The following is a 13,614-nucleotide window of genomic DNA, read 5'->3' on the forward strand; positions in this document are numbered from 1 at the left end:
GTCCCGTGTGCCCACCCGTCCCGCCCCAGCGGGACGATTGCCCACACGGGGGTGGGCGAGGGGCACCGCCCCGCAGGGCGCGGGCCCCACACGGGCAGGGGGCAACGCCCAGCACGGGCGCGGGCACACGGCGGGTGGGCGGGGGTACCGCCCCGCAGGGCGGGCGCCCGCGGGCGGGTGGTGGGGCACCGCCCCGGCAGGACGTGCGGTCGCGCGGGTCGGGGCCGTCAGAGGTCCGTCGCTCGGAACATCACCCGCCCCGCCACCGCCGTCAGGCGGACCGGGACGTCCGGGAGTTCCGTCGCCGGGGTCGTCAGGGGGTCGGCCCCCAGGACCGTCAGGTCGGCGCGGAAGCCGACGGCCAGCCGACCCGCCTCGTGCTCCTCGCCCGCCGCGTACGCCGCCGCCGTCGTCATCCCCCGCAGCGCCTCCAGCGCCGTGAGCGCCTGCTCCGGCCCGTGCGGCGCCTGCCCGAGGTCACGGCTCGGGCGCCGGTGCCGGGCCCCCGCCATCACGCCCAGCGGCGGGAACGGCGCGATCGGCCAGTCCGAGCCGAGGACCACGGTCGCCCCCGAGTCCGCCAGGTCCCGGCAGCGCCACGCGCGCGCGGCGCGCTCCTCGCCGAGGCGCCGCGACCAGTTGTCGGTGTGGTCGGCGCGGGTGAAGTCGCAGCAGTGCGTGGGCTGCATCGACGCCAGGACGCCCAGCTCGGCGAAGCGGCGCAGCGTGTCGTCCGGCACCGTCTCGATGTGCTCGACCCGGTGCCGTACCGCACCGCCGTCCTCGCCCGCCCGCGCCTTCTCGACGGAGTCCAGGACGTGCCGTACGGCCGCGTCGCCGATGGCGTGCGTCGCCGTCGGCACCCCGGCCCGGTGCAGCTCCCCGATGATCCGGGTGTACGCCTCGGGGTCCGGCCAGAACGCGTGAGTGGACTCGCCGTGGCAGTCGGGCCGTTCCAGCCACGCCGTGCCGTTGTCGATCGTCCCGTCCATGAAGAGCTTCACACCGGCGACCCGCCACAGCTCCCCGCCCGTGCCCTGCTGCTCGATCAGCGCGCGCACCCCGTCGGCGTCGGTGCCCGGCTGGCACCAGGGCGCGACCCGGAGCCGCAGTGGCAGCTCGCCGGCCGCGTCGAGCTCTTCGTACAGGGCGAGGCTGTCGCCGTTGGCGTCCATGGCGTGACCGCCGGTGAGGCCCGCCGCCGCCATGGACCGCAGCGCCGCCGCGAGCCGCTGCCGGCTCTCCTCGCGCGTCGGCCGGGGGGCGACCCGCTCGACCAGCTCGCAGGCGGCGTCCTCCTGGAGCAGTCCGGTCGGGCGTCCGTCGGCGTCGCAGACGACCTCGGCGGAGGCCTGGTCGAAGGTGCGGGGACCGTCGACCCCGGCGAGTTCGAGGGCCCGGCGGCTGGCCAGGGCCGAGTGCGCGTCGAAGAGCAGCAGGAAGGCCGGCACCCCGTCGAGCACCGCGTCGAAGGGGGCGGTCCCGACGGGCCGGTCGCCGAAGACGTTCGGGTCCAGGCCCCAGCCGAAGAGCCACTGGCCGCGGTCGAGGGACCGCACCTCGCGCGCCAGCGCCTCCCGTACGTCGTCGAGGTCGGCGCAGTACGACAGGTCGAGGCCGTGGGTGAGTTCGGCCCCGGAGACGGGGTGCAGGTGGCCGTCGACGAAGCCGGGGGTGACGACGGCTCCCCCGAGGTCGACGACGGTCGTCGCCGGAGCGGCCAGCGCCCGGATCTCGCGGTCGTCGCCCAGGGCGGCGATCCGGCCGTCGTCGGAGACGGCGAGCGCGGTCTCCGGCAGGAACGCCCCCGTGCCGGGGTCGAGCAGACGGGCGGAGTGCAGGACGAGTCGGGTGCGCACGGTGGCTCCAGGAAGGTGCGGAAGGCGGGGTGGAGGTGGAGGTGGAGGGTGGGGGGGGCTGGTGTGGCGGGGGAGGGGACGGTGGGCGGGACGGCCGCCGGCCCGGTGCCGGTCGTGGGCGGAGGCAGCCCGGTGTCGCTCGCCGGCGGAGGCGCCGCCCGTCAGCGGGACCTGCGGGCGCGCGGGTGCGCGCCGTCCGGTGTGACGTGGCGGCCTCCGCTCGTCAGCGTGGCTCGGCCGGTGGCACCGGATCGGCCTGGTCGGTCAGTTCGGCCGGGCCGGTCCGTTCAGCCGGTTCCCCCGGCAGCCGTACGTCCGTCAGGGCGCCGTACGGCAGGCCGAGTTCCCGTTCCGCCGTCGTCACCGCCATCCGCGTCACCGCCTCCGGGCGGTTGGTGCGGTCGGTGTTGGCGTGGGCGCCGAGGCCGTCGAGGACCACCAGGATCTGGATGGCCGCCGCGCGCGGGTCGTCCGTGCGGAACTCGCCGCGCTCGACGCCCTCGCGGATGAGGTCTTCGAGGCGGTCGTCGGAGGCGAGCTCCTGTTCGGCGACCCGGTCGCGGAGCACGGGCCGGTAGCGGCTGAGGTGCCGGGCGTTGATCCACAGGCGGCTGATGTCGTCGTACGCCTCTCCGGCCGAGAGGGCGAAGTAGCGCGCGAGGTACTGCGTGGGGGTCCCGTCGGGGCGGTCGGCGGGCAGCAGGGCGTCGAGCTCACCGGTGGCGGCGACGCTGAAGGCCTCGGCCACCAGATCCTCCGCCGAGGGGAAGTAGTGGCTGATCAGCCCGGGTCGTACGGCGAGCTCGTCGGCGATGCGCCGGAGCGTGACGCACTCCAGGCCCTCGGTCAGGGCGACGCGGGCCGCGGTCTCCACGATCTCCGCCCTGCGGGCCTCGGGAGTTTTCCGAATTCTCTTGCGCTGGACGCTTGACGGCATACCGGCGATGCTATTGAGTGTGCGACCAATAAGCAACCAGGTGGGCACCACACGCATCCGGAGGGCCGCATGGCTTCCACGATCCCCGACCCCGGCGCCGCCCGCGCCGAGGTCACCCCGCCGGCCGACCGGCCCGGCCGCATCGAGGCCCACGGCATCGATCACATCCCCGACAGCGAGCGCCACGGACATCCGCGCGAGCTCTTCTCCGTGTGGGCCGCGGCGAACGTCAACTACCTCAGCCTCGTCATCGGCGGTGCCCTCGTCCTGATGGGCCTGGGCCTGTGGCAGGCCGTGGCCGTGACCGCCGTGGGCAATCTCTTCTGGGTGCTGACCGGGCTCCTCGCCACCTCCGGGCCGGCCGCGGGCGCGCCCAGCGAGGTGATCACCCGCGCCCTGTACGGCGTCATCGGCAACAGGGTGAACAACGCGATCGGCGGCTGGCTGGTCTCCGTCTGCTACTTCGCGCTCAACCTCGCGGCCGCCGCGACCGCCGCCTTCGCGCTCGTGGAGAAGGCAGGCATCACCGCGAACACCCCCGTCAAGGTGGTGGTCATCGTGGTGATCGCCGCCCTCACGCTGGCCATCAGCGTCTACGGCCACGCCCTGATCATCAAGCTGTACCTGCCGATCACCCTGGCCCTGGCGGGCGCGTTCACCGTCGTCGCCCTCTCGGTCTTCCGCCACGCCGACTTCTCGTACGCGCCGACCGCGCCGCCGACCGGCACCGACCTCTGGGCAGTGATCATCGCGGGCGTCACACTGGTCGCCTCGGGCCCGCTCTCGTACACCACGAGCGCCGACTTCTCCCGCTACCTGCCCCGTGCGGCCTCGCCGAAGGCGATCGCCGGCTGGACCGCGCTCGGCGCCTTCGTCCCCAGCGTCATCGTCGGCTCGCTCGGCGCCTTCGCGGCGACCGCCGTCGACATGACCGACCCCCAGAACGCGCTCCAGGAGATCCTGCCGGGCTGGTTCGTGCCCGTCTTCCTGCTCGCCCTCGTCCTCGGCACCATCTCCATCAACGCCCTGACCGCGTACAGCGCGGGACTGGCCCTCCAGGCCGTCGGCCTCCGCATCCGGCGCACCGTCAGCGTCCTCTTCGACGGCACCGTCGCCGTCGCCGCCACCCTCTACGGACTGCTGGTCTCCAACTTCCTGGACACCGTCAGCAACGCCCTCCAGGTGATCGTGGTCCTGATCGGCCCCCTCATGGCCGTGTACGCCACCGACATCGTGCTGCGCCGCAACCGCTACGACGGCCGCGCGCTCGCGGACGAGACACCTGGCAGCCCCTTCTGGTTCACCGGCGGCGTCAACTGGGCGGGCGCCCTCTCCCTGGTGGTGGGCGTGGCCTCGGCCGCCCTCTGCGTCAACACCCTCTACACGGGCCCGGTCGCGTCGGCGCTCGGCGGGATCGACCTCTCCATGCCGGTCGGCATGATCGTCGCCTCGGGCCTGTACGTGCTCCTCGGCCGGCGCGCGGTGGCGGCGACGAGCCCCTGACCGGTGGGGGCCCTCACCGCCCCTCCGGGCCCGTCCCCGAACCGCGGGGCGGCCGGATGCCCACCCCGGCCGCCCCGCTCCCTTCCGGCAGGACTATCGGCCCGCCGCCTCCACCAGACCGCGCATCACGCGCAGGTCCTCGCCCATCTCCGGGTGCCACTGCACCCCGAGCGCCCAGGCCGGCGCGGCCAGTTCCACGGCCTCCACCGTGCCGTCCTCCGCGTGCGCCGAGGCCGTGAGCCCCGCGCCGAGGCGGTCGACGGCCTGGTGGTGGTAGGTCGGGACCTCGGCGAGTTCGGGCACCAGCGAGGCGTACCGCGTGCCCGGCACCGGCTTCACCGCGTGCCGGCCGATCACGCCGACCGCCTCCACGTGCCCGTCCAGGTGCTGGACCAGCGTGCCGCCGAGCGCCACGTTCAGGAGCTGCATGCCCCGGCAGATGCCCAGGAGCGGGGTGCCGGAGGCCAGCGCCGCGTCGATGAGGGCCAGCTCCCAGCTGTCCCGGGCGCGGGCCGGCGGGCCGGTACGGGGGTCGGGCTCGGCCCCGTACCGTACGGGCTCGACGTCCGCCCCGCCCGCGACGACGAGCCCGTCGAGCCGGGCGACGACCGCCGCGGCCTCCTCGGGCCCGCCGGGCGGCAGCATGACCGCGAGCCCGCCGCTCTCCCGTACGAGACGCGGGTACTGCGCCGGGAGCAGCGCGGCGGTCATGTCCCACACGCCCCAGCGCGCCTGGTCCAGGTAGGTGGTCACGCCGATGAGCGGCTCGGTCACGGAACTTCCTCCAGAAGTGCGGAGCATCGGTGGATCAGTCGCGTTCGAGTTCGGCCTCGGCCGCGGCGAGTGCCGCGAACTCCTCCTCGGGCGCCCTGGCCACCAGATGGTGTCGACTGTAGAACGCGAAGTAGGCGAGGGCGATCACGTACACCCCGAGCGCCATGAACGCCGCCGTCCGGTCCACCAGGAAGGTCGCGACCAGCGCCGACAGGGCCAGGACGAAGGCCACCGACGAGGTCACGATCCCGCCGGGCGTGCGGTACGGCCGGTGCAGCCCCGGCTCGCGGCGGCGCAGCACGATGTGGGAGAGCGCCATCAGGGCGTACGAGATGGTGGCGCCGAAGACCGCGATGTTCAGCATCCGCGCCCCGTTGCCGGTCCCGGCGGCGAGCGCGAAGCCGATGGCGCCCGGGATGAGGAGTCCCAGGTAGGGCGACTTGCGGCGGCTGGTCAGGGAGAGGAACCGGGGCAGGTAGCCCGCCCGGGAGAGGGCGAACAGCTGGCGCGAACCGGCGTAGATGAGGGAGAAGAAGGAGGCGACCAGGCCCGCGAGGCCCGCGTAGTTCACGAAGCGGCTGAGCGCCGTCGGCTCCCCGTCGCCCTGCAGCGCCACGACCAGCGGGTTGCCGGCCTCCTGGACGGCGGCCGCGCCGCGCGCCCCGGTGGCGGCGAAGAACGTCATGACGGCGAGCAGCACCAGGATCCCCATCGCGATCGCGAGCGCCCTCGGCATCGACCGCACCGGGTCCTTCGCCTCCTCGGCGGCGAGCGGCACGCCCTCGACGCCGAGGAAGAACCACATGCCGAAGGGGAACGCGGCCCAGATCCCGAGCAGTCCGAAGGGCAGCCAGGAGTTCGACCCGAGGGCCGTGCCGTCGACCGGGATGTCGTTCAGGCCGTCCACGTGGAAGTCGGTGAACGCACCGAGCGCGAAGACGACCAGGGCCGCGACCGCGATCGCCGTCACGATCAGGCTGAAGCGCAGCGCCTCGCCCACGCCCCACAGGTGGATGCCGATGAAGAGCGCGAAGCAGACCAGATAGACCGGCCAGCCGGACTCCAGGCCGAAGAGGCCGAGGGACTCGACGTAGTCGCCGATGAAGATGGAGATCGCGGCGGGGGCGAGGACGTACTCGATGAGGATCGCGGTGCCGGTGAGGAAGCCGCCCCAGGTGCCGAGCGCCCGGCGGGCGAAGCCGTAGCCGCCGCCCGCGGTGGGCAGGATGGCGGAGAGTTCGGCGAGCGCGAAGACCAGACAGGCGTACATCGCGCCCATCAGGACGGTGGCGACGGCGAGCCCGCCGAAGCCGCCCTTCGACAGGCCGATGTTCCAGCCGGAGAAGTCCCCGGACACGACGTACGCCACGCCGAGGCCGGTCAGCAGCAGCCAGCCGGCGCTGCCGCGGCGCAGGGTCCGGCGTTCGAGGTAGTCGTCCTTCGACTGCGTGGTGTCTTCCAGCGTCATGGCAGCGTCAGCTCCCCGCAACGGGCCCAATGGATTGGTGCCATACCTTTGCGGTGGCCGTACGGGATGCGCAACCCCTCTGCGTTACTTTCGGGTTACGCGTCCTCCGGCGGTCCCGGCGCGGGGCTCACGTCAGGAAGCCCCGCAGCAGCGCCGCCGTGCCCGAGCAGTGCTCCCGCATCACCTCGCGCGCCGCGTCCGCGTCCCCGTCGAGCACCGCCTCCACCAGGGCGGTGTGCTGGTGCTGGGAGTGCTCCAGATTGCGTACGAGCAGGGGGATGCAGTCCAGGAGGTCGTTCACCGTCGCCCGGACGGCGGCGTACTGGGCCGTCAGCGTCGGCGAGCCGGAGAGCTCCGCGAGCGTGAGGTGGAGCAGGGTGTCCTGGCGGCGGTAATCGGCCAGCGGGGCGTCATGGGTCGCCGCGAGGGCCGTCCGCAGCCGCTCGGCGCCCGCCGCGTCGAGGCCGTGGGCCGCGCACAGCCCGGCGGCCCCCACCTCCAGGACCTCACGGAAGCGCAGGGTGTCCTCCATGTCGACCGTGGCGATCCGGCGGCGCAGCTCGTCCTCGTCGGCCGTCTGGACCCGGGGCAGCACGAACGTCCCGCCGTACCGGCCGCGCCGGCTCTCCACGAGCCCCTGCTCCTGGAGGACCTTCAGGACCTCGCGCAGGGTCACCCGGCTGATCCCCATCCGGTCGGCGAGCTCCCGCTCGGCGGGCAGCCGCTCCCCGCCGGGCACCAGGCCGAGCCGCACCACCTGGAGGATCTGCTCCAGGGCCTCCTCGAATCCGTTGCCCGCCCGCACCGGCCGCAGCACGGGCGTCAGCCGGTCCGCCGATTCACTCGTACTGGCCACGTTCTCGTTTCCCTTCCTCCAGCACTTCCCAAGCAATGGTCTTCCGCAATACCTTATGGCTCCCGGCACGCCGAAGGAGGAGCAATCCCGTGGCAGACCGCACACCCCCGCTCACCGTCGAGGAGCTCCGAGCCCTCGTCGCGAGCGGCGAGATCGACACCGTCGTCCTGGCCTTCCCCGACATGCAGGGAAGACTCCAGGGCAAGCGGTTCGCCGCACCGTTCTTCCTGGACGAGGTCCTCGGCCACGGCACCGAGGGCTGCAACTACCTCCTCGCCGTCGACACCGAGATGAACACCGTCGACGGCTACGAGATGTCCTCCTGGGACCGCGGCTACGGCGACTTCGCCATGCACCCCGACCTCACCACCCTCCGCCGCCTGCCCTGGAACGACGCCACCGCCATGGTGACGGCCGACCTCGCCTGGGCCGACGGCACCCCCGTCGTCGCCGCGCCCCGCCAGATCCTCCGCCGCCAGCTGGAGCGCCTCGCGGAGCTCGGCCTCACCGCCCACGTCGGCACCGAGCTCGAGTTCATCGTCTTCAAGGACAGCTACGAGCAGGCCTGGGACGCGAACTACCGCGGCCTCACCCCCGCCAACCAGTACAACATCGACTACTCCGTCCTCGGCACCGGACGCATCGAACCGCTCCTGCGCCGCATCCGCAACGAGATGGCCGGCGCCGGGCTCACCGTCGAGTCCGCCAAGGGCGAGTGCAACCCCGGCCAGCACGAGATCGCCTTCAAGTACGACGAGGCCCTCGTCACCTGCGACCAGCACGCCGTCTACAAGACGGGCGCCAAGGAGATCGCCGCCCAGGAGGGCTACTCGCTCACCTTCATGGCGAAGTACAACGAACGCGAGGGCAACTCCTGCCACATCCACCTCTCCCTCCAGAACGCCGACGGAGAGAACGTGATGGCCGGGGACGACGAGCACCACATGTCCGAGACCATGCGGCACTTCCTCGCCGGACAGCTCGCCGCCCTCCGCGACTTCTCCCTCCTCTACGCCCCCAACATCAACTCCTACAAGCGGTTCCAGCCCGGATCCTTCGCGCCCACCGCCGTCGCCTGGGGCCACGACAACCGCACCTGCTCGCTCCGGGTCGTCGGCCACGGCCGCTCCACCCGCTTCGAGAACCGCCTCCCCGGCGGCGACGTCAACCCCTACCTCGCCGTCGCCGGCCTGGTCGCCGCCGGCCTGTACGGCATCGAGCAGCGCCTCGAACTGCCCCCGCCCTGCACCGGGAACGCGTACACCGCCGAGTACGCGCACGTCCCCACCACCCTGCGCGAGGCCGCCGAACTCTGGGAGACCAGCGAGATCGCCAAGGCCGCCTTCGGCGCCGAGGTCGTCTCCCACTACCGCAACATGGCCCGCGTCGAACTCGACGCCTTCGACGCCGCGGTGACCGACTGGGAGCTGCGCCGCTCCTTCGAACGCCACTGAGCTCCCCCGGCGCCACCGAAACGCCACCGAGCTCCTTCGACGCCACTGAGAGGAACGCGTTGCTCCAGGTACTGAACCCGGCGACCGAGGAACCCGTCGCCACCGTCCCCGCCGCCACCCCCGCCGACGTCGACGCCGCCGTCGCCCGTGCCACCGCCGCCCAGCGCGGCTGGGCCGCCGCCGCGCCCGCCGACCGGGCCCGGCTGCTCCGCCGCTTCGCCGCCGTCGTCGACGACCACGTCGAGGAACTGGCCCGCCTGGAGGTCACCGAAGCGGGCCACACCATCGGCAACGCCCGCTGGGAGGCCGGCAACGTCCGCGACCTGCTCGACTTCGCCGCCGGGGGAGTGGAACGCCTCAACGGCCGCCAGATCCCGGTGGCCGGCGGCCTCGACGTCACGATCCTCGAACCGCTCGGGGTCGTCGGCGTCATCGCCCCCTGGAACTTCCCCATGCCGATCGCCGCCTGGGCCACCGCACCCGCCCTCGCCGCCGGCAACGCCGTCCTCCTCAAGCCGGCCGAGACCACCCCGCTCACCGCGCTCCGGCTCGCCGAACTCGCCCTCGAAGCGGGCCTCCCCGAAGGCCTCTTCCAGGTCCTGCCCGGCACCGGCCCCGTCGCCGGCAACGCCCTCGTCGAACACCCCGGCATCGCCAAGATCGTCTTCACCGGCTCCACCAGGGTCGGAAAGTCGATCATGGCGAAGTGCGCCGACCAGGTGAAGCGGGTCACCCTCGAACTCGGCGGCAAGAGCCCCAACATCGTCTTCGCCGACGCCGACATCGAGGCGGCCGCCGCCGCGGCGCCGATGGCCTTCCTCGACAACAGCGGCCAGGACTGCTGCGCCCGCACCCGCATCCTCGTCCAGCGGAGCGCGTACGACCGCTTCCTGGAGCTCCTCACCCCCGCCATCGAGGAGATCGTCGTCGGCGACCCCGCCGACGAGCGCACCCAGATGGGCCCGCTCATCTCCCGCGCCCAGCTCGACCGCGTCCGCTCCTACGTCACGGACGATCTCGAAGGCATCCGGGGCAAGGCGCCCGAGGGCCCCGGCTTCTGGTTCCCGCCGACCGTCCTCACCGGCGTCGCCGAGAACGCCCCCTGCGCCGTCGAGGAGATCTTCGGACCCGTCGCCGTCGTCCTCCCCTTCGAGGACGAGGCCGACGCGATCCGCCTCGCCAACGCCACCGAGTACGGCCTCTCCGGCTCGATCTGGACCCGGGACGTCGGCCGCGCCCTGCGCGCCTCCCGCGCCGTCCGGGCCGGCAACCTCTCCGTCAACTCCCACTCCAGCGTCCGCTACTGGACCCCGTTCGGCGGCTACCAGCAGTCCGGCCTCGGCCGCGAACTCGGCCCCGACGCCCTGACCACCTTCACCGAAACCAAGAACGTCTTCATCAGCACGGAGGGTCCCGCACTGTGAGCAACGAGATCATCTGCCGCCGCCTCGTCGGCCGTACCGCCGTCATCACCGGAGCAGGCAGCGGCATCGGCCTCGCCACCGCCCGCCGTCTCGCCTCCGAAGGCGCCAACGTCGTCTGCGGCGACATCGACGAGACCGCCGGCAAGGCCGCCGCGGAAGAGGTCGGCGGCACCTTCGTCCAGGTCGACGTCACCGACCCGGAAGAGGTCGAGAACCTCTTCAAGGTCGCCTTCGACACCTACGGCTCCGTCGACATCGCCTTCAACAACGCCGGCATCTCGCCCCCCGACGACGACTCCATCCTGGAGACCGGCCTGGAGGCCTGGAAGCGCGTCCAGGACGTCAACCTCACCTCCGTCTACCTCTGCTGCAAGGCCGCCCTGCCCTACATGCGCCGCCAGGGCAGGGGCTCCATCATCAACACCGCCTCCTTCGTCGCCATCATGGGCGCCGCCACCAGCCAGATCTCGTACACCGCCTCCAAGGGCGGCGTCCTCGCCATGTCCCGCGAGCTGGGCGTCCAGTTCGCCCGCGAGGGCATCCGCGTCAACGCCCTCTGCCCCGGCCCGGTCAACACCCCGCTCCTCCAGGAGCTCTTCGCCAAGGACCCCGAGCGCGCCGCGCGCCGCCTCGTGCACATCCCCGTCGGCCGCTTCGCCGAGGCCGAGGAGATCGCCGCCGCCGTCGCCTTCCTCGCGAGCGACGACTCCTCCTTCGTCAACGCCAGCGACTTCCTCGTCGACGGCGGCATCTCGGGCGCGTACGTGACCCCCCTCTAGACCCGCACCGCCGCCACCCCCCCTTCCCCCACCCGACAGCCGGGCGTCGCAAGGCGCCCGGCTGTCCGCGTACACCCAGGCACACCCAGGAGAGTGTTCATGAACGGCAAGCTCCGCACCCTCGCCACGGCGGCCGCCCTCGCCCTCGCCGCCACCGGCCTCCTCCCCGCGACGCACGCCGGGGCCGGGCCCGCCCGCTGCCCCACCCTGAAGATCTCCGACGGCTGGTACGGCGACAACGAGGCGCGCATCGAGGCCCTGCTGGCCGACCACTGCGGCGACAGGGGCGGCCGGAAACCGGTCGCGGTCTTCGACTGGGACAACACCGTCGTCAAGAACGACGTCGGCGACGCCACCTTCTCCTGGCTCCTGCGCCACGACCGCATCCGGCCCCCGGAGGACGGCGACTGGTCCACCACCAGCCGCCACCTCACCCCCGAGGCCGCGACCGCCCTCGGCGAAGCCTGCCCCACCGGCGTCCGCACCCTCCCCACGGCCACCGACACCCGCTGCGCCGACGAACTCCTCTCCGTGTACGCGAACGGCGCCACGACCGCCGGAGAGACCGCCTTCGCCGGCCACGACCACCGCCGCACGGAACCCCAGTACGCCTGGCTCGCCCAGCTCCTGCACGGCTGGACCACCCGCCAGGCCGCCTCCTTCGCCGCCGCCGCCCGTGCCGAGAACCTCGCCGCCCCGCAGGGCGCCACCCAGCGGGTCGGCACCGCACAGGTCACCGGCTGGGTCCGCTACTACGACCAGCAGCGGGACCTGATCCGCGCCCTCCGGGACGGCGGCTTCGACGTCTGGATCGTCTCCGCCTCACCCGAACCCGTCGTCGACGTCTGGGCGCAGGGCGCCGGGGTCGACCCCACCCACGCCATCGGCATCCGCAACACCACCGACCACGGCCGCCTCACCAGCCACCTCAAGGGCTGCGGCACCGTCCGGGACGGCGAGGACACGATGATCACCTACATCGACGGCAAGCGCTGCTGGATCAACCAGGAGATCTTCGGCGTCCGCGGCCCCGCCGCCGAACGCGTCCAGCCCGCCGACCGCCGCCAGGTCTTCGCCGCCGGCGACTCCGACACCGACGTCTCCTTCCTGCGGGACGCCACCGGGCTGCGCCTGGTCCTCAACCGCAACAAGAACGAACTCATGTGCCGGGCGTACGAGAACGGCGACGGCCGCTGGCTGGTGAACCCCATGTTCATCGAGCCGAAGAAGCGGAAGACGGCCCCCTACCCGTGCGCCACCACCGGCTACACCGCGAGCGACGGCACCGCGCAGCCGGTCCGGCGCCCCGACGGCAGCATCGTCCCGGACCAGCCGGACACGGTGTTCTAGAGGAAGGTCATCCCCTCGCCCCGGTAGGTGGGCACGGTCGCCGTGACGCGGTCGCCCTCCACCAGGTGCAGGCTCTCGAACCGCTCGCACAGCTCCCCGGCCTTCGCGTGCCGGAACCAGACCTTGTCGCCGATCCGCAGGTCGTCGGCGGGGGAGCCGAGCAGCGGGGTCTGCACCTCGCCGGGCCCCTCCTGCGGGTCGTACCGGAGCCCCTCGGGCAGGTACGGGACGGGCAGCCGGTCCGCGCCCGCGACACCCGACGCCGGGTAGCCGCCGCCGAGCACCGTCACCACGCCCACACCCGGGCGGCGGACCACCGGCTGCGCGAAGAGCGCGGCCGGACGTCCGCTGAAGGACGTGTAGTTGTCGAAGAGACGCGGCACGAACAGCCCCGAACCCGCGGCGATCTCCGTCACCGCGTCCTCGGCGGCCGTGTGCTGCACGCTCCCGGTGCCGCCGCCGTTCACGAACTCCAGGTCCGGCGCCACCGCCCGGACGGCCCGCACCACGGCCGCCCTGCGCTCCGCCAGCTCCTTGCGGGCGGCGGACTGCATCAGCCGGATCGCCCGCGAGCGCAGCGGCCGGCCCGCGACCGCGTCCCCGACGCCGGCGACGTGCCCCTCGTACGCCATGATCCCGACCAGCCGGAAGCCCGGCCGCCGCACCACGGAACGGGCCAGCTCGGCGAGCTGGGCCGGCTCCCGCAGCGGCGAGCGCCGGGCCCCGACCCGGATCCGCCCGCCGAGCAGATGCAGCGCCGTGTCCAGCTCCAGACAGATCCGCACCTCCTCCGTCCCGCCCGCGCGGGCCGCGTCGATCAGGTCGAGCTGCGCCACGTCGTCCACCATCACGGTCACGGCGGCGGCGAGCTTCGGATCCCGCGCGAGCTCCCCGAACCCGGACCGGTCCGCCGACGGATACGCCAGCAGCACGTCCTCGAACCCGGCACGGGCGAGCCACAACGACTCGTCGAGCGTGAACGACATGACCCCGGCGAACCCGTCGCGCGACAGCACCCGCTCGAGGAGCGCCCGGCACCGGACCGACTTGCTCGCCACCCGGACCGGCTTGCCCCCGGCCCGGCGCACCAGGTCCGCCGCGTTGGCGTCGAAGGCCTCCAGGTCGACGATCGCCACGGGCGCGTCGAGGTGAGCGGTGGCCCGGTCGTAACGGGCCCGGTCGGCGGCACGGGGAGTCATGGCCCGAGCTT

At 73.2% G+C, this 13,614-nt stretch carries 11 protein-coding genes; 5 read left to right on the forward strand and 6 right to left on the reverse strand.

From position 1 onward, the window contains the following. Nucleotides 1-227: 227 nt before the first annotated feature. Both ACIGW4_RS30630 and ACIGW4_RS30635 read right to left on the reverse strand, forming a co-directional pair. A complete protein-coding gene (locus tag ACIGW4_RS30630; RefSeq protein ID WP_399584211.1) occupies nt 228-1,859 on the reverse strand; it encodes an amidohydrolase in 1,632 nt (543 codons plus the stop codon). A 223-nt stretch (nt 1,860-2,082) separates the two neighbouring features. Then, complete coding sequence (locus ACIGW4_RS30635; RefSeq protein WP_399584214.1) at nt 2,083-2,796, reverse strand: TetR/AcrR family transcriptional regulator; 714 nt, start codon at nt 2,794-2,796, stop codon at nt 2,083-2,085. A 69-nt stretch (nt 2,797-2,865) separates the two neighbouring features. Between ACIGW4_RS30635 and ACIGW4_RS30640 the strand changes: the two genes are divergently transcribed. After that, nucleotides 2,866-4,299, forward strand: a complete 1,434-nt coding sequence (locus ACIGW4_RS30640; protein WP_399584217.1) for a purine-cytosine permease family protein — start codon at nt 2,866-2,868, stop codon at nt 4,297-4,299. Between the two features lie 93 nt (nt 4,300-4,392). Here the strand turns inward: ACIGW4_RS30640 and ACIGW4_RS30645 are convergent, their stop codons facing one another. From ACIGW4_RS30645 to ACIGW4_RS30655, 3 genes are all read right to left on the reverse strand, one after another. After that, nucleotides 4,393-5,073, reverse strand: coding sequence for a gamma-glutamyl-gamma-aminobutyrate hydrolase family protein (locus tag ACIGW4_RS30645; protein WP_123450536.1), 681 nt, complete (start codon nt 5,071-5,073; stop codon nt 4,393-4,395). 34 nt (nt 5,074-5,107) lie between these two features. Next, nucleotides 5,108-6,541: an ethanolamine permease gene (eat, locus tag ACIGW4_RS30650; protein WP_123450534.1), complete on the reverse strand. Its 1,434-nt coding sequence runs from the start codon at nt 6,539-6,541 to the stop codon at nt 5,108-5,110. Between the two features lie 127 nt (nt 6,542-6,668). Next, nucleotides 6,669-7,397: a FadR/GntR family transcriptional regulator gene (locus ACIGW4_RS30655; RefSeq protein ID WP_093876986.1), complete on the reverse strand. Its 729-nt coding sequence runs from the start codon at nt 7,395-7,397 to the stop codon at nt 6,669-6,671. Between the two features lie 89 nt (nt 7,398-7,486). On the opposite strand from ACIGW4_RS30655, the gene ACIGW4_RS30660 reads away from it, so the two are divergent. The 4 genes from ACIGW4_RS30660 to ACIGW4_RS30675 all read left to right on the forward strand — a co-directional run bounded on the left by ACIGW4_RS30660 (nt 7,487) and on the right by ACIGW4_RS30675 (nt 12,404). Then, entirely contained in the window at nt 7,487-8,851 is a 1,365-nt protein-coding gene (locus ACIGW4_RS30660; protein WP_398710716.1) for a glutamine synthetase family protein, read from the forward strand. A gap of 59 nt (nt 8,852-8,910) precedes the next feature. After that, on the forward strand, nt 8,911-10,275 hold the full coding sequence (locus ACIGW4_RS30665; protein WP_399584220.1) for an aldehyde dehydrogenase family protein: 1,365 nt from the start codon (nt 8,911-8,913) through the stop codon (nt 10,273-10,275). Further along, a complete protein-coding gene (locus ACIGW4_RS30670; RefSeq protein WP_123450528.1) occupies nt 10,272-11,054 on the forward strand; it encodes a 3-oxoacyl-ACP reductase in 783 nt (260 codons plus the stop codon). The genes ACIGW4_RS30665 and ACIGW4_RS30670 overlap by 4 nt, the downstream gene beginning before the upstream one ends. Before the next feature lie 99 nt (nt 11,055-11,153). After that, on the forward strand, nt 11,154-12,404 hold the full coding sequence (locus ACIGW4_RS30675) for a haloacid dehalogenase-like hydrolase (RefSeq protein ID WP_399584225.1): 1,251 nt from the start codon (nt 11,154-11,156) through the stop codon (nt 12,402-12,404). On the opposite strand, the gene ACIGW4_RS30680 is transcribed toward ACIGW4_RS30675, so the two are convergent. After that, the gene (locus ACIGW4_RS30680) at nt 12,401-13,603 is read right to left on the reverse strand and encodes an amino acid deaminase/aldolase (protein ID WP_399584228.1); all 1,203 of its coding nucleotides are present in this window, start codon (nt 13,601-13,603) and stop codon (nt 12,401-12,403) included. The genes ACIGW4_RS30675 and ACIGW4_RS30680 overlap by 4 nt on opposite strands. Between the last annotated feature and the right edge of the window lie 11 nt (nt 13,604-13,614).

The sequence above is a fragment of the Streptomyces sp. NPDC053513 genome (genome assembly GCF_044544765.1).
GTDB classification, from domain to species: domain Bacteria; phylum Actinomycetota; class Actinomycetes; order Streptomycetales; family Streptomycetaceae; genus Streptomyces; species Streptomyces litmocidini.